The organism is Pseudomonas entomophila L48 (genome assembly GCF_000026105.1).
GTDB lineage: Bacteria > Pseudomonadota > Gammaproteobacteria > Pseudomonadales > Pseudomonadaceae > Aquipseudomonas > Aquipseudomonas entomophila.
Genome location: NC_008027.1, coordinates 980,891 through 997,066 on the forward strand (window position 1 = coordinate 980,891; position 16,176 = coordinate 997,066).

Annotated in this window: 12 protein-coding genes; 2 read left to right on the forward strand and 10 right to left on the reverse strand. The window is 64.1% G+C overall.

Going from position 1 to position 16,176, the window contains the following annotated elements:
* Positions 1–41: 41 nt before the first annotated feature.
* From PSEEN_RS04370 to PSEEN_RS04395, 6 genes are all read right to left on the reverse strand, one after another.
* On the reverse strand, positions 42–1,352 hold the full coding sequence (locus tag PSEEN_RS04370) for an OprD family porin (RefSeq protein ID WP_011532272.1): 1,311 nt from the start codon (positions 1,350–1,352) through the stop codon (positions 42–44).
* Between the two features lie 206 nt (positions 1,353–1,558).
* Complete coding sequence (locus PSEEN_RS04375) at positions 1,559–1,774, reverse strand: hypothetical protein (protein WP_011532273.1); 216 nt, start codon at positions 1,772–1,774, stop codon at positions 1,559–1,561.
* Between the two features lie 130 nt (positions 1,775–1,904).
* Positions 1,905–3,320, reverse strand: coding sequence for a heavy metal sensor histidine kinase (locus PSEEN_RS04380; RefSeq protein ID WP_011532274.1), 1,416 nt, complete (start codon positions 3,318–3,320; stop codon positions 1,905–1,907).
* 123 nt (positions 3,321–3,443) lie between these two features.
* On the reverse strand, positions 3,444–4,115 hold the full coding sequence (locus tag PSEEN_RS04385) for a heavy metal response regulator transcription factor (RefSeq protein ID WP_011532275.1): 672 nt from the start codon (positions 4,113–4,115) through the stop codon (positions 3,444–3,446).
* A 9-nt stretch (positions 4,116–4,124) separates the two neighbouring features.
* A complete protein-coding gene (locus PSEEN_RS04390) occupies positions 4,125–7,217 on the reverse strand; it encodes a multidrug efflux RND transporter permease subunit (protein WP_011532276.1) in 3,093 nt (1,030 codons plus the stop codon).
* Positions 7,214–8,377, reverse strand: coding sequence for an efflux RND transporter periplasmic adaptor subunit (locus tag PSEEN_RS04395; protein ID WP_011532277.1), 1,164 nt, complete (start codon positions 8,375–8,377; stop codon positions 7,214–7,216). Before PSEEN_RS04395 ends, PSEEN_RS04390 begins: the two co-directional genes overlap by 4 nt.
* A 218-nt stretch (positions 8,378–8,595) precedes the next feature.
* Here PSEEN_RS04395 and PSEEN_RS04400 point away from each other — a divergent pair, with 218 nt between their 5' ends.
* A complete protein-coding gene (locus tag PSEEN_RS04400) occupies positions 8,596–10,179 on the forward strand; it encodes a methyl-accepting chemotaxis protein (protein WP_011532278.1) in 1,584 nt (527 codons plus the stop codon).
* A gap of 87 nt (positions 10,180–10,266) precedes the next feature.
* Here the strand turns inward: PSEEN_RS04400 and PSEEN_RS04405 are convergent, their stop codons facing one another.
* Both PSEEN_RS04405 and PSEEN_RS04410 read right to left on the reverse strand, forming a co-directional pair.
* A complete protein-coding gene (locus PSEEN_RS04405) occupies positions 10,267–11,001 on the reverse strand; it encodes a YkgJ family cysteine cluster protein (protein ID WP_011532279.1) in 735 nt (244 codons plus the stop codon).
* Positions 10,998–11,309 (reverse strand): hypothetical protein, encoded by a 312-nt coding sequence (locus PSEEN_RS04410; protein WP_044487701.1) that lies wholly within the window; start codon positions 11,307–11,309, stop codon positions 10,998–11,000. Before PSEEN_RS04410 ends, PSEEN_RS04405 begins: the two co-directional genes overlap by 4 nt.
* Positions 11,310–11,489: 180 nt before the next feature.
* Between PSEEN_RS04410 and PSEEN_RS04415 the strand changes: the two genes are divergently transcribed.
* Positions 11,490–13,217 carry an anti-phage dCTP deaminase gene (locus tag PSEEN_RS04415; protein ID WP_011532281.1) on the forward strand — a complete coding sequence of 576 codons (1,728 nt, stop codon included), beginning with the start codon at positions 11,490–11,492 and terminating at the stop codon, positions 13,215–13,217.
* A 221-nt stretch (positions 13,218–13,438) separates the two neighbouring features.
* Here PSEEN_RS04415 and PSEEN_RS04420 read toward each other — a convergent pair whose 3' ends face one another.
* Together PSEEN_RS04420 and norR are read right to left on the reverse strand one after the other, a co-directional pair.
* Positions 13,439–14,338 (reverse strand): chemotaxis protein, encoded by a 900-nt coding sequence (locus tag PSEEN_RS04420; RefSeq protein ID WP_011532282.1) that lies wholly within the window; start codon positions 14,336–14,338, stop codon positions 13,439–13,441.
* A gap of 162 nt (positions 14,339–14,500) precedes the next feature.
* Positions 14,501–16,051, reverse strand: a complete 1,551-nt coding sequence (gene norR / locus PSEEN_RS04425) for a nitric oxide reductase transcriptional regulator NorR (RefSeq protein ID WP_011532283.1) — start codon at positions 16,049–16,051, stop codon at positions 14,501–14,503.
* Positions 16,052–16,176 lie beyond the last annotated feature (125 nt).

The following is a 16,176-nucleotide window of genomic DNA, read 5'->3' on the forward strand; positions in this document are numbered from 1 at the left end:
GCCGGCGAAACGAGGGCGAAGCCCTCGCCCCCGATCCCGGATCAGAACACGTTCAGCGGATAATCCACGATCACCCGGAACTCGTCGTTGTCCGCCGTCGACGAATACGCCGCGTTGGCCCGGTGCGTGGCATAGCGCAGCAGCACCGACAGGTCCTTCAGCTGGCCCTCCTGGAACACGTACTTCACGTCGAAGTCACGCTCCCAGTGCCGGCCGTTCTCGCCCTCGGCGTTGTAGAAGTTGTAGTACTGGGTGTCCTGGCTGGCCTTGGTCAGGTCGGCCTTGCCGCGCGAGTACGACAGCGTCGAAGTCAGGCCAGGGATACCGAGGCCCGCGAAGTCGTAGTTGTACTGCAGCTTCCACGAACGCTCGTTCGGCGCGTTGAAGTCCGAATACATGCGCGAGTTGTCCAGGTAGATGCTGTCGCCCAGGTTGATGTAGTCGAACGGCGTGTCGCCGTTGACCCGCTGGTAGGCGGCGGTGACGCTGTGGTACCCGGCGGCCACGGTGAAGTGCACGCTCCAGGTGTTGTTGTCGATGTCGCCCAGCTTCGACTGGCCGGTGTCCTGGGTGTGGTAGAAGTGCACGCCCGGGTTCAGGCTGACCAGGTCGTTGACCTGGTAGGTGTAGTCGAAGTCGGCGTAGTACTGGTTCCAGATGTCCTTCAGCTCGGCGGCGTAGACGTTGGCGGTGACGCCCTCGGTGCCGCTCCACGACGCGCCGGCCCAGCTCAGGTTCTGGCTGTCCTGCTCCGCGGTCTGCTGGCTGTAGTAGGTGTTGATGCGGCGGTGGCCGCTCTGGTTGTACGGCTTGGTGAAGCTGACCTTGCCGCCTTCGAGCATCAGCCCGTCGATGCTGCGGTTGGTCACGGCGACGCCGCGGAAGGTCTGCGGCAGCATGCGGCTTTCGCCACCGGCGATCACCGGGTTGGTGAGGAACAGGTCACCGGCCTTGAACTCGGTGTCGAAGCCCTTGAGCTTGATCGCGCCACCCGCGGTGGAGAAGGCGTGGCGCGCTTTGTCGCCAGGGGTGCTCGGCAGGATCGAGGTGCCGGCGTGGCCGGAGCCACCGTCCAGCTTCAAACCGACCATGGCGTGGGCGTCGAGGCCGAAACCGATCACGCCCGGCGTGTAGCCGGACTCGAAGCGGGCGACGGCGCCTTGGCCCCACTCGCGCTTGTCCTTGATCTGGGCATTCTTCTCGTTGCGGTTGAAGTAGGCATTACGGAAATGCAGGTTCAGCGTGGAACCTTCAATGAAGCCATCAGCCTTGGCTTCATCGGCCTGTGCGGCCACGGGCATCGTTGCGGTCAATGCAACGAACAACGGGGTGAAGCGAAACACAAAAGACACCGGTACAAACTCCTTTGGTCAAGCGATGAGGCAGATTTTTATTGTCGTGTCTGCAAGTTTCTTATTAGAGACGTAACAGCCGGGCTGATATTTTCGACACATAAAAAAAGCCGCTGCGGGGCAGCGGCTTTGAAAGGCTAACATATCGTCACAGGCGGTGCCCATGGTGTAGCCAAGGGAAATCTGGAGACGCGGGCGTGGCCCGATCAGCTGTCGGCGTTGTCGTCGACCGACACCTTGGAAGCGGTCTGCTGCACGTCTTTGGCAGCGTCGGCCTGGCGTGCGGCGAAGGCATCCTGGTGAACAGTGGCCAGTTCGGCGTTACGGGCGACGAAGGCCGGGGATTCTTCCGCCATGGCCAGGGGCGACAACAACAGGGAAGACAGGACGAACACGCTGGCAATACCCATACTGTTGGACATTTGATGCAACCTTCTTGCGGGGCAAGTGCTAATGGAGACAGGGCTTAAGTTAGTCCCGTAAACACATGGGAAACAGAGGCTGTTTAGATAAGCACTGTTGCGCAAAAAGTAATGATCACGATGAATAACTTCAGATTTTTACCGCAAACGCGCGTAGTTGAGCGTTCGGCAGGTTGATACCAAAGGTATTGGCGCCGGCCTCACTTCGCACGAAAACAGTGCCGCCATGCATCACGGCGATGGCCTTGACGATGGCCAACCCCAACCCATGGTTGCCGCCACCGCTGTTGCTGCGCGCCGCATCCACCCGATAGAACCGCTCGAACAGCATCGGCAGGTGCTCCTCGGCAATTGCCGGCCCCGGGTTGCTCACGGCAATGCTCACCTGCTCCTCACCCGCCTCGATGCGCACCTGGATCACCTGGTGCGGCGCGGTGTGCTGCACGGCGTTGTTCAGCAGGTTGATCAGCGCCCGGCGCAGCTGGGCCTTTTCGAAACAGGCCTGGGCGTCGCCGCTGACGCTGACGCTGACCTGGGCGTCCTCGAGGATGTAGTCGAGGTAGTCGAGGGTGGTGGCCACTTCCTCGGCCAGCGAGGCGCTGGTCAGCGAGGTGGCCTTGCTGCCCTGGTCGGCGCTGGCCAGGAACAGCATGTCGTTGATGATGCTGCGCAGGCGCTCCAGCTCTTCGAGGTTGGATTGCAGCACTTCGAAGTAGTGCTCGGCGCTACGGCCGCGGGTCAGGGCGACTTGGGTCTGGCCGATCAGGTTGGTCAGCGGCGAGCGCAGTTCGTGGGCGACATCGGCGTTGAAGGCTTCAAGCTGTGAATAGGCTTGGGTGACGCGGTCGAGGGCGGCGTTGAAGGCACCGGCGAACTGCGCCAGCTCCGGGGGCAGGTCGCGGGTTGGCAGGCGGCCGTCCAGGCGTGGTGGGGCCAGGGCCTGGGCTTCGTCCGACAGGGCTTGCAGGGGCTTGAGGCCGATGCGCGCCACCCAGTAGCCGAGCAGCGAGGCCAGCAGTACGCCGAAAGCGGCCAGGCCGACGATGGCCACCAGCAGGCTGTGCTGGGCTTGCCAGAAGGTCTCTGTGTCGATGCCGATCAGGAAGCGCAGTGGCGGTCGCTCGCCCAAGGCAGGCAGTTCGCTGACCAGCACTTTGTACGGGTAGGGGCTGCTGGCCAGGCGCAGGTCGCGCATGCCCGGCGCGCCCTCGGCGAAGGCGCGCACCTGTTCGGTGGGGTGGCCGTATTCGAAGGCCGGGTCGCTGCTGACCACCCAGAAGCGGATGCGCCGGTCTTCTTCGCTGAGCAGGTTGAGCTTGTTGTTGACCTTGGCCCAGTGCTCGGGGGTGCCGAAGCGGTTGAGAGTGGATTCGAGCACGCTGAAACGGGCGTCCAGTTCGGCGGCGGGCAGCAGGTCGAGGCTGCGGTCGACCTGGCGGTACAGGGCGCTGCCGATGAGCACGAACACGGCCAGGGCGACCAACGTGAACAGCGCCGAGAGGCGCAGGGCGATGGAGTTGCCGGGCTTGCTTCGGAAAAGGGTCATGGGCTGTCGCTCCCTGGGGCTGCTCTGCAGCCCTTTCGCGACACAAGGCCGCTCCCACAGCAGACCGCGCGTCCCTGTGGGAGCGGCCTTGTGTCGCGAAAGGGGCGCGCAGCGCCCCCAGGGCTACCCACGGTGCTCCAGGACATAACCCATGCCTCGAATGGTATGCAGCAGCTTGTTGTCGAACGGCCCGTCGAGCTTCGCCCGCAGGCGCTTGATCGCCACCTCGACCACATTGGCGTCGCTGTCGAAGTTGATGTCCCAGACCAGCTCGGCAATAGCTGTCTTGGACAAGATCTCGCCCTGGCGCCGCGCCAGCACACTGAGCAGCGAGAACTCCTTGGCGGTCAGGTCCAGGCGCTGCCCCGCACGGGTGGCCTTGCGTGCCATCAGGTCGATCCACAGGTCGGCCACCTGAATCTGCAAGGGTTCGTGAATGGCGCTGCGCCGGGTCAGCGCCTGCAGGCGGGCCACCAGTTCGAGGAACGAGAACGGCTTGCCCAGATAATCGTCGGCGCCTTCGCGCAACCCATGGATGCGGTCCTCGACCCGCTCGCGGGCGGTGAGCATGATCACTGGCGTCTGCTTGCGCGCCCGCAGTGCGCGAAGTACGCCGTAACCGTCCAGGCCTGGCAGCATCACGTCGAGGACGATCACCGCGTAGTCGCCCTCCAGCGCCAGGTGCAGGCCGTCGATGCCGTCACGGGCCAGGTCGACGGTGAAGCCCTGTTCGCTCAGACCGCGATGCAGGTAGTCGGCGGTTTTCTCTTCGTCTTCGATGATCAGCACACGCATGGTCTTGTCTCAACTGGCGCTTGGCGCGGCGGCCGGGGTGGCCCGGCGGCGGTGGAACAGGTGTTCCAGGGCCAAGTATATGACCGGGGTGGTGAACAGCGTCAGGGCCTGGCTCACCAGCAGGCCGCCGACCACGGCGATGCCCAGCGGTTGGCGCAGCTCGGCGCCGGTACCGAAGCCGAACATCAGCGGCACCGCGCCGAGCAAGGCGGCGAGGGTGGTCATGATGATCGGGCGGAAGCGCACCAGGCACGCCTGGCGGATCGCCTGCTCGGGCGTCATGCCCTGGTGGCGCTGGGCCTCGAGGGCGAAGTCGATGAGCAGGATGCCGTTCTTCTTGACGATGCCGATCAGCAGCACCACGCCGATCAACCCCATGATGCTGAAGTCCTGGCCGCTGGCCCAGAGCAGGAGGATCGCGCCCAGGCCAGCGGACGGTAGCGTGGAGATGATGGTCAGCGGGTGGACGAAGCTCTCGTAGAGCACCCCGAGGATGATGTACACCGCCACCAGCGCGGCGAGGATCAGGTACGGCTGGCTCGACAGCGAACTCTGGAACGCCTGGGCCGCGCCCTGGAAGTTGCCGGCGATGGAATCGGGCATGCCCAGCTCGCGCTGGGTGCGTTCGAGGATCTGCACCGCGTCGCCCAGGGCCACGCCCGGGGCCAGGTTGAACGACAGGTTGGCGGCCGGGAACAGGCCGTCGTGGCTGATCGACAGGGGGCCGGTGCTGGGCGGCGCGACATGGGCCAGGGCCGACAGCGGTACCATCTCGCCGGACAGCGGCGAGCGCAGGTAGAAGTAGTTGAGGCTCTCGGCTTTGCCGCGCTGGCGGGCGTCCAGTTCGAGGATCACCTTGTACTGGTTGGTTTCGGTCTGGAACTCGCTGATCTGCCGCTGGCCGAAGGCGTCGTACAGGGCCTGGTCGACGTCGGTGGTGGTCAGGCCGAAGCGCGCGGCGGCCTGGCGGTCGATGTCGATGCGGGTGACGCTGGCGCCCAGTTGCAGGTCGTTGGACAGGTCGCGGAACGCCGGGTTCTCGCGCAGGCGCTCAGTCAGGCGTTGCGTCCACAGGTTCAGCGCCACGCCGTCGTTGCTCTTGAGCACGTACTGGTACTGGGTGCGCGACGGGCCGGAGCTGAGGTTGATGTCCTGGCCGGCGCGCATGTACAGGACGATGCCCGGCACCTGGGCCAGTTTCGGGCGGATCCGGTCGATCCACTCGCTGGCCGATACATCGCGCTCGCCCCGTGGCTTGAGCGAGATCCAGAAGCGGCCATTGGCGATGGTCTGGTTGCTGCCGGTGACCCCGACCGAGTGCGAGTAGGCGCGCACGGCCGGGTCTTCGCCGATGATCTTGGCCAGGGCCAGGTGCTTGTCGATCATCGAGGAGTACGAGACATCCGCCGCCGCTTCGGTGGTGCCGAGGATGAAGCCGGTGTCCTGCAAGGGGAAGAAACCTTTGGGGATCCCCGCATAGCCGGCCACGGCCAGGGCCAGGGTAAGGCCGAACACACCGAGGGTGATGCGCCGATGGGCCAGGGCGCGGTCCAGGCCCTTTTCATACCAGCGCAGCAGGCGCGGGCCGAACCCGCCCTCATGCTCGCCGGGCGGGCGGCGCATGAACAGGGCGGAAAGGGTCGGGGCCAGGGTCAGCGACACCACCACCGAGATCAGGATGGTGGCCGTGGCGGTCAGCGCGAATTCCTTGAACAGCCGGCCCACCACGCCGCCCATGAACAGCAGCGGGATGAACGCGGCGATCAGCGAGAAGCTGATCGACACCACGGTGAAGCCGATCTCGCCGGCGCCCTTGAGCGCGGCGGTGCGGCTGTCGTCGCCGGCTTCCAGGTGGCGGTGGATGTTCTCCACCACGACGATGGCGTCGTCGACCACGAAGCCCACGGCGATGACGATGGCCACCAGGGTCAGGTTGTTGAGGCTGAAGCCGGCCACGTACATCAGTGCGCAGCTGGCGATCAGCGACACGCCCAGCACGCTGGAGACGATGAAGGTTGCCGACCATTGGCGCAGGAACAGCGCCATCACCCCGATCACCAGGGCCACGGCGATCATCAGGGTCAGTTCCACCTCATGCAGCGAGGCGCGGATAGTCTGGGTACGGTCCTGCAGCACCGACACCTCGACCGAGGCCGGCAGCATTTCCTGCAAGCGGGGCAGGGCATCGAGCACCCGGTCCACGGTGTCGACGATGTTGGCGCCGGGCTGGCGGAAGATCACCAGGTTCAGGCCGGGCTGGTCGCCGGACCAGGCTTTCACATAGGCGTTCTCGGCGCCGTTGATCACCTTGGCCACGTCAGCCAGGTGCACCGGTGCGCCGTCGCGGTAGCTGACGATCAGCCTGGCGTAGTCCTCGGGGTGGAACAGCTGGTCGTTGGCGGCAATGGTCGACACGCTGTGCTCGCCATAAAACGCGCCCTTGGCCAGATTGAGGCTGGTCTGCTGGATGGCCTGGCGCACGTCGGCCAGGGTCAGGCCGATGGCGGCGAGTTTTTCGGGTTGGGCCTGCACGCGGATGGCCGGGCGCAACTGGCCGGTGATGTTGACCAGGCCGACCCCGTCGATCTGGCTGAGCTGGCGGGCCAGCAAGGTCTCGGCGTAGTCACTGAGCTCGTTGCCGGGCATCTGCGCGGAACTGACGGTGAGGATCAGTACCGGGCTGTCGGCCGGGTTCACCTTGCGCCAGGTGGGTGGGCTGGGCAGGTCCTGGGGCAGGCGCGCGGTGGCGGTGTTGATCGCCGCCTGGACTTCCTGGGCAGCGGTGTCGATGTTCTTGTCGAGGGTGAACTGCAGGATCAGCGTGGTCGAGCCCAGGGCGCTGCTGCTGGTCATCTGGGTCATGCCGGGGATGGCGCTGAACTGCACCTCCAGCGGCGTGGCCACCGACGAGGCCATGGTCTCGGGGCTGGCGCCGGGCAGCGCGGCGGTGACCTGGATGGTCGGGAAGTCGGCCTCGGGTAGCGGCGCCACGGGCAGCCGCGGGAAGGCGATGGCGCCCAGCAGCACCAGGGCGAAGGTCAGCAGCAGGGTGGCGATGGGGTGGTCGATGCACCAGGCCGAGACGCCGTTGCGGGTGTTCATGGCTGGCTCCTGCGGTCGGCCATCTCGGCTGGCGCCGGCGCATTCGGCGTGACCTCGACCTTCGACCCTGGCTTGAGGCGCGACTGGCCATCGAGCACCAGCTGGTCGCCGGCCTTGACCCCGGCGACGATGTTCAGCGTGCTGTCCTGGTACAGCACCTTGACCGGCACGCTGGTGACCTTGTCACCGTCCACGCGGTAGACGAAGTGGCCGTCGATACTGCGCTGCACCACGGGCGGCGGCACCACCAGGGCGTTTTCATCCACCGCCGTGCGCAGGCGCACGGTGACCAGCTGGCCGGGCCACAGGCGGCCGTCCTGGTTGTCGAACTCGGCCTTGACCCGCACCGTGCCGGTGGTGGCCGACACCTGGTTGTCGATCAGGGTGAGGTGGCCCTTGGCGAGCAGGCTGCGTTCGCCGTCGGCGTCCATATAGGCTTCGACCTCAGCTGGCGTGGGTGTTTTCAGCAGGCTTTGCAGGGTGGGCAGCTGTTGCTGGGGCAGCGAGAACTCCACGGCGATCGGGTCGATCTGGGTGACGCTGAACAGGCCCTGTGTATCGGTAGTGCGCACAAGGTTGCCGGGATCGACGTTGCGGATGCCGACGCGGCCGGTCACCGGCGAGGCGATGCGGGTGTAGGAGAGCTGCACCGCCGCGTTGTCGATGGCGGCCTGGTCGCCGGTAATCGTGGCCTGAAGTTGGTTGACCAGCGCCTGTTGCTGGTCGAGGGTCTGCTTCGACACGCCGTCGTCGGTGCTGAGCAACTGGTAGCGCTTGAGGTTGACCCTGGCCACCTGCAATTGCGCCTGGGTCTGGCCGAGCTGGGCGCGGGCCTGGTCGAGGCTGGCGCGGATCGCCCGGTCGTCGAGGGTGGCCAGCAGGTCGCCCTGCTTCACCCATTGCCCTTCCTTGACCAGAACCTGAGTGAGCACGCCCTCGACCTGGGGGCGCACCTCGACGCTGTGCAGCGACAGCACCGAGCCGATGGCGCCGAGGTAGCGCGGCACGTCCTGCTGGGTGACCGCGACCACCCGCACCGGCACGGCGCTCGCGCCACGGCTGGCGGGGGCCGACGGCCGTTGGGCCAGCCACAGGCCGGCAGCGGTCAAGGCAAGCAGGGCCAGTGCGGCGAGAACGAGGGGGCGGGACGGACGTCGCATCGGGCGGGCACCTTGGCCAGGAGGTGGAAACAGTTTTCGGTTATCCAGGGTTATAGCGCGCCGACCGGGTCGCCAGCGTGACGCCTGGCTGTCACAGCTGTCAGTTTCGAGGCTTGATGGCCAAATGCCAATATCCTGCCGTGGATCAATATTGCCCCGTCATTTGCTTCTAGAGTCGAACGCCCTGCCGATTTCCCGAACAACAACGAGAGCCTCCGATGAAGTGCAATTTGCCCGTTACCGGTCGCGAAGTGGATTACCCCGGCGACGCCAATATTCTCTCCACCACCGACCTGGACAGCCGCATTACCTACGCCAATGACGACTTCCTGCGGGTGAGTGGTTTCACCCGTGATGACTTGTTGGGCCAGCCCCACCATGTGGTGCGCCACCCGGACATGCCGCCCCAGGCCTTCGCCCAGATGTGGCAGGCGCTCAAGGCCGGGCGTTCGTGGATGGGATTGGTGAAGAACCGTTGCAAGAATGGCGATCACTACTGGGTCAGCGCGTTCGTCTCGCCGATCAGCAGCGGCGGGCAGACGTTGGAATACCAGTCGGTGCGGACCAAACCCAGCGCCGCGCAGGTCGAGGCGGCCGAGCGCTGCTATGCAAGGCTGCGCGAGGGGCGGCGTGGTTGGCGCGAGCGGCTACCGGTGCCGGGGCTGGCGATGCGGTTGTCGCTGGGAATCGCGGGGCTGTTGGCGGTGGTGATGGGGGCCGGGCACTGGTGGCTTGAGCGCCCGCTGTTGGCGTCGCTGGTGGAGATCGGCGTCGCGGCGGGCCTCAGCGCCGGGGTGATCCTGCTGTTGCTGCGCCCGTTCGAGCGCCTGCGCCGCCAGGCGCTGGCCATCGCCGACAATCCCTTGAGCCAGCAGCTGTACACCGGTCGCCGCGACGGCCTGGGCCAGATCGAGTTCGCCATGCGCATGCTCAAGGCGCAGCTGGGGGCGGTGGTGGGGCGCATCGGCGACACCTCTTCGCGCCTGGCCGGGCATTCCGGTTCGCTGGTCGATGCGCTGCACAGCAGCCATGCCAACAGCCTGGAGCAGCAGAGCGAGGCCGACCAGGTGGCCACGGCAATCCACCAGATGAGCGCCAGTGTCGCCCAGGTCGCCAGCAGCGCGCAGATGGCGGCCATGGCCGCCGACCAGGCCGAGGACGAGACGCAGTCCGGCCATCAGTTGGTCGACCGCAACCGCTGCGCGATCCAGGATCTGGCCGGGTCGCTGGTGGAAGCCAGCGAAGTGATCCAGCAGTTGGAGAACCACAGCAGCGAGATTTCCGGAGTGCTTGACGTCATTCGCGGCATTGCCGAACAGACCAACCTGCTGGCGCTCAATGCGGCTATCGAAGCGGCGCGGGCCGGTGACCAGGGACGCGGTTTCGCGGTGGTCGCCGACGAGGTGCGCGGCCTGGCCCAGCGTACCGCGCAGTCCACCCACGATATCCAGCGCATGATCGCCGCGTTGCAGGACGGCGCCCGCGCGGCGGTGCAGGTGATGCAACAGAGCAGCGCCCATGCCGGGCACAGTGTCGAGCAGGCGCAACTGGCCAGCGATGCGCTGGACAGCATCAGCGTGCGGGTCAACCAGATCAACGAGATGAGCCTGCAGATCGCCGCGGCGGTGGAGCAGCAGAGCCAGGTGAGCGAGAACATCAACCGCAACATCATCAGCATTCGCCAGGCCAGCGAGGCGACGGTCAGTGTCGGGCAGCGCAGCCACAGCAGCGCCAGTGACGTGGCGGACCTGGCCAAGGACTTGCGGCGGCTGGCGGATGAGTTCTGGCGGCGGTGTCAGTAGGGGCGGCTTTGGCCGCGATGCAGGCGGCGCCGTTCTGGCACCCGCTTCGCGGGTGATCGCGGCTGAAGCCGCTCCTACAGAGATCGCCTAGAAACCGATGAATGCGTAGTAGACCGGTGCTTCGCCGGTCACCTGCAAATGATGATCCGTTAGCTCGGTGGCAAGCACCTCGTCCTGGACATGCACCACCCAGGGGGCATCGACCGTCCGTGGCGCCTGCTCCAGCACCGCGGCAAACGCCGCCATATCCGGCAACCATGCGGTAAACCCATTGCCCTTCAACGCGCTGGTGGTCATCCCCAGCGCCTGGCAGATCGCCACCTTGGCGGCGATATCGTCCCGGTCCGCCTGGCGCGACGCGTCGATCAACGCCCGCAGCCTCGCATCCACCGGCAGGCTGCCATGGATCAGCGCCGGCCCTTGCTCCCAGGCCTCGGGCGGGCAGTCCTTGTTCTCCGGGCGCAGCGGCAGGTGCGGGTTGATCTCGGCCGGGTAGATCCGGCATACCAGCGGACGGGTGTCGTAGATGGTGCACAGGTCGTTGGCGTCGAGGTTGCGGCAACGCCCCGGGTTGAAGGCGGCGAAGGTCACCGAAACACGCAGCTCGCCCGCGCCGCAATGCACGGGGTGGGACCGGCGCAACACATGTTCGCGTTGATCGGCCGGCATGCCGGGCCCATCGACGATGAAACCCTCGATCAACACTACTACTTGGCCACCGGAGGCAGCCCACTGGCGCGATTCATCGAGGGTCAGCGGCACATGGTGGCCGGTGCAGCACTTGCCGCAGCCGGTACAGGCGAAACGAATGCTGTCACTCACGGCTTGCCGGCTTCCCACTCTGTGACGAACGCCTGCTGGCGCTGGCGATCGTACAGGCACAATTCTGTGCCGGTGCGCTGTTGCATGTGCTTCTGTGGGTAGGTGCCTTCGACCAGCAGCGCGCTGTAGCCGACCTGGTCGTCGAACTCGGCGGGCTTGCCCAGCACGTGGGCGTCCTTGAACTGGCTGGCGGCCAGGCAGGCCTTGAGCATGTGCTGGCGCTGGTCGCTCCAGGCCTGGGGCGTCGAGGCTTGGGCGTAAACGGTAATCAACGAAAGGCTGAGCAGTATCGGACGTAGCATGGGCATCACCTCAACAGGAGAGGGAATTATGCCTTTCCATTGAAGCCGCGCAAATTGCGAATTTTCCTACGTTTTCGGCAGGAAGCCGAAGCTTTATGAGCAATCGTTGCTCGCGCTAGAAATCGATTGAATCATGGCTATACCTGTATGGGTTCGAATACCCAGTGGCAACTGTGAGGTCATGGAATGCGTTTCGAGGGATCATTCACGCAGCTGCAGGAGCGCCTGGAATTATTGGCGCAAGTTGGGGCATGGAAAAAACTTAACCCGAACCAGTATGAGTTTCGCACTCGCAGCGGTGGTGTGATGTCCTGGTATCCAGGTACGGGTGAACTGAGCTTTCAGGGGAAGACGGAGTCGTCCCGGGAACTGGAGCAGTTGGTAAGCGTGGTGCTGTCAAAGGACGGTGACGCGACGCCCGATACCGGGCCGCTCATGGAAAGCCTTGCGCATGCTCCAGGCTTTATGAATATGTCGTTCCTGGATGATTCCTATGCGGATTCCGAACTGGTTCTTGGGTTTGTCGGGGCACTGGGAACTGACCTCAAGGTGGTTTGCCAAATTGTCGAGGAGCGGCTCAAGGCGTTTCGCTATACCTCGTACCCCATTCGTATATCCAGCGATGTGATCGCAAAAATCGGAAACATTCCAGACACCGAACATCGCGCTGAGCGTATCGACAGGTACATGCGTGAAGGCAATCGATTAAGGGAGGTATCGGGAGATCATTCGATATTGGCATTAGGCGCTGCTGTCGCCATCAGCCAATTGAGATCCCAGGAAAGTCAGGCGGAGCCTGGTAGAAATGCCTATCTGATCAATTCCTTGAAAACACCTTTTGAGGTGCAGCGGTTACGGAAGATTTATGCCGGGGGGTTCTTCCTGATCGGGGTGCATGCGGACCATGAACGTCGAAGCCGTTATCTTCTCGAAGACCTGCGATTGACCAAGGAGCAGGCGGCGGATCTGATTTCACGGGATGAAAACGAAAAAGAGCCACACGGGCAGCACACACGAGACACCTATCATTTGTCTGATTTCTTTGTCAGCTATGACGGGAATCTTGATGCTCTCAAGAACCAGATCTGGCGGATTCTGGATCTATTGTTCGGGAAGCCTTATGTCACTCCCACCTTCGATGAATACGCGATGTTCATGGCCTTCTCCGCCTCACTGAGGTCCGCTGACCTGTCACGCCAGGTCGGCGCTGTATTGACCAAGCATGACTGTATCATCGCAACGGGGGCTAACGACGTACCCAAGGCAGGTGGCGGCCTGTACTGGCCAACCAAGAACGACGCATATGAAATTGTAGATGAACAGGATGGAAGGGATTACAAACGAGGCGAAGACTCCAACGCCATGCAAAAGAAGGAAATTATAGAGAATATCATTCGCTCATTACCCGAGCACTGCAGGGACGAAGTGGCGCCCTTGATAAAAGATAGCGGCATAAAAGATATCACTGAATATGGGCGGGTTGTCCATGCGGAAATGGAAGCGCTGTTGTCATCTTCCAGGGTTGGGGTAAGTGCAGTCGATAGCACGTTGTATTGTACCACCTACCCTTGCCACAATTGCGCGAAGCACATTATTGCCGCAGGTGTCGAGCGTGTGGTCTATGTCGAGCCCTATCCAAAGAGCAAAGCGCAGAAATTTCATTCGGACTCAATTTCCCTGGAGCGTTCGCGTAAAGGAGTATTTTTTGATGCCTTCATCGGCGTTGGGCCAAGAAGTTTCTTTGATCTATTCTCCATGAATCTAGGCAGTGGCTACGCTGTCATACGTAAGACGGATGATGGGCAAGCGGTTGACTGGACTGAAGCAAATGCTAAATTGCGCACCCAGATGCAGCCTTGCTCGTACATCGATCGCGAATATATGGCTGGGCATACGTTGTCAACGTACTTATAGGGTGATTCCGATGAGCGGAAGTAAAGAGGAATTTCTTCGCTATCTTGATGAGTGCCGCGAAAAGGTCCAGCAATGGCCGGCCTGGAAGCGAGAGGCTGTGAAGGCTCCGAACCGAGAGCCTGTCGTTTCCAAGGCGGCTTCACAGCCCCGCCCTCAGTCGACGAATAGCCGCTGAGTTGTCATGGAGCCATGCACCCGCATGGCTCTTCACTTTCTGGCGTTCAGCGCTCCTCGAACACCACCGCCCGCGCCGCCGTCACCAGGCAGTTGGTCAGCTCCGGCGAGGAGAACTTGGTGAGGATGGCGTTGGCCCCCGCCAGCTTGGCCTTGTCGCCGCTCATCGCGCTGTCCAGCGAGGTGTGCAGCAGGATGTACAGGTGCTGGAAGTCCGGCGTCTCGCGCAGGGTGCGGGTGAAGGCGAAACCGTCCATCTCCGACATCTCGATGTCGGAGACGATGATGTTGATCTCCTTGTCGGTGCCTTGCAGCTCCAGCAGCACGTTGATTGCATCCTTGGCGCTGCGCGCGGTGTGGCACTCGATGCCCAGGTTGCGCAGGGTGTGCACCGACTGTTGCAGCGCCACCTGGCTGTCGTCCACCACCAGGATGTTGGCGGCGGCCAGCAGGCTGGCGTCCTCTTCGCTGACTTCGCCCGGGTGCGGCTCATGCTGCGGCGGGGCGATGCCGTGGATGACCTTTTCGATGTCCAGCACCTGCACCAGGGTGTTGTCGACCCGGGTCACGCCGGTGATGAACGAGCGGTTGCCGGAACCGAACGGCGGCGGCTTGATGTCGGTGCTCAGGCAATGAACGATGCGGCTTACCGCCTGTACATGCAGGCCCTGGCGCGAGCGGCTGATCTCGGTGACGATCAGGCAGCCGCCGTCCGGGTCGGCCAGGGGCATCTCACCAATGGCGCGGGACAGGTCGATCACCGACAGCGAGTTGCCGCGCAGGGTGGCCACGCCTTTGACGTGCGGGTGGGCCTCCGGCAGCTTGGTCAGCGGCGGGCAAGGGATGATCTCGCTGACCTTGAGCAGGTTGATTGCCATCAGCTTGCCGCTGCGCAGGGTGAACAGCAGCAGGGACAGCGAGTCCGCGCGGGCTTTTTGCGTGGCCATGGGCAACCTTTGGTTCGAAATGGGGAGGATGCCGGGTTATCGGCTTTTTGGCGTCGGGCTTTAGCTTAGTTTGCGATTATGGAGTGCGCTTTGCGGCGGGTTCGCCGGCAAGCCGGCTCCTACCTGACGTGTAGGAGCCGGCTTGCCGGCGAACAGGTCCAGTCAACGCAGCCCCAGGCGCTTGGCCAACCGGCTCAGGTTCGCCCGGTCCAGGCCCAGTTCCCGTGCTGCGGCCGCCCAGTTGTCCCCGTGGCGCTTCAGGCACGCTTCGACGATCTGGCGTTGATAATCATCCATGGCTTCGCGCAGCCCGCCCTCCGGCAACGGCGCGTCGACGGGCGGCATCTCTGCCTCGGCACGGATGGCTGGCGCCACATTGCGCAGATCCAGGTCCGCCGCCTCCAGCGTCAGAATCTTCGGTCGCTGCCCATGTTGCCCCAACGCCTTGAGCGCTGAACGGCCGATGAGGTGCTCCAGTTCGCGCACATTGCCCGGCCAGTCGTAGGCCAGCAGCGCGGCCTGGGCGTCGCTCGAAAGCCTCAGGCTGCCCAGCCCGAGCCGTGAACGGTTCTGCTCCAGGAAGTACCCGGCCAGCAACAGCACATCGCGGCCTCGTTCACGCAGGGGCGGTACCTGCAGGGGATAGACACTCAACCGGTGATAGAAGTCGGCGCGGTAGTTACCGTTGCGCACTTCCTCCGCCAGGTCGCGGTTGGTCGCGGCGATCAGGCGCACATCCACCTGGTGCTCGCGGTCCGAACCCAATCGCTGCAGTTGGCCGCTCTGCAGCACCCGCAACAGCTTGGCCTGGACCGCCAGCGGCAATTCGCCGACTTCATCGAGGAACAGCGTGCCGCCGTTGGCCAGCTCGAACTTGCCACGCCGTTCACCATGGGCCCCGGTGAAGGCGCCGCGCACATGGCCGAACAACTCGCTTTCCACCAGGGTGTCGGGCAGCGCGGCGCAGTTCAGGCTGATCATGGGTTTGTCGGCGCGGTTGCTGGCACGGTGCAGTGCCTGGGCCACCAACTCCTTGCCGACGCCGGTCTCGCCGGTGATCAGCACGGTCAGGTCGCTGCCGCCGACCAGGCGGATTTCCTCGACCAGGTGCTTGTGCGCCTTGCTCTGGCCGATCAGCTCCTGGGCCTGGCTGCTGGCCTGGCGGTACACCTCGGCGCGTTGGTGTTCGTCCTCGGCACGCAGGGCCAGGTGCTCGATGCGCTCGGCCACGGTGACGGTGGCGGCGGCCAGGCTGGCGAAGGCTTGCAGGGCATCGAGCTCCAGGCTCTGGAACTGGCCGGGGGTGAGGGCGTCGAGGGTCAGCAGCCCCCAGGGGCGTTCGTCGACCATCAACGGGCAACCCATGCAGTCATGCACTTCAAGGTCGGCGTGGGTGGCGTTGACCAGGCCGTCGTAGGGGTCGGGCAACGGGCTGTCGCTGGCGAAGCGGGTCGGTTCCGGGCGACTGAGCAGCGCCTGGAAGCGTGGGTGTTCGCTGACCCGGAAGCGCCGACCGAGGGTATCTGCTGACAGCCCGTCGACCGCCAGCGGCACCAGCCACTCGCCATCGAGGCGCAGCAACGCCGCGGCGTCGCACGGCAGCAGGCCGCGCATGGCTTGCAGCAGGCGGCGGTAGCGCTCCTGATCGGGCAGGTCACAGGACAGGTCGCTGACCAGGGGGAGGAGGGCGGTGAGCAGGGGTTTTGCAGTCATATGGACTCCTGTTGGTCGGAATGACTATACGCTTGGGTGTGTCCTTATGACACCGCTAATGCTCAAGGCTCTGAATTCATTGGTTTTTAAAGTTGGCACGATTGCTGAAATGACCCTGGCAACTA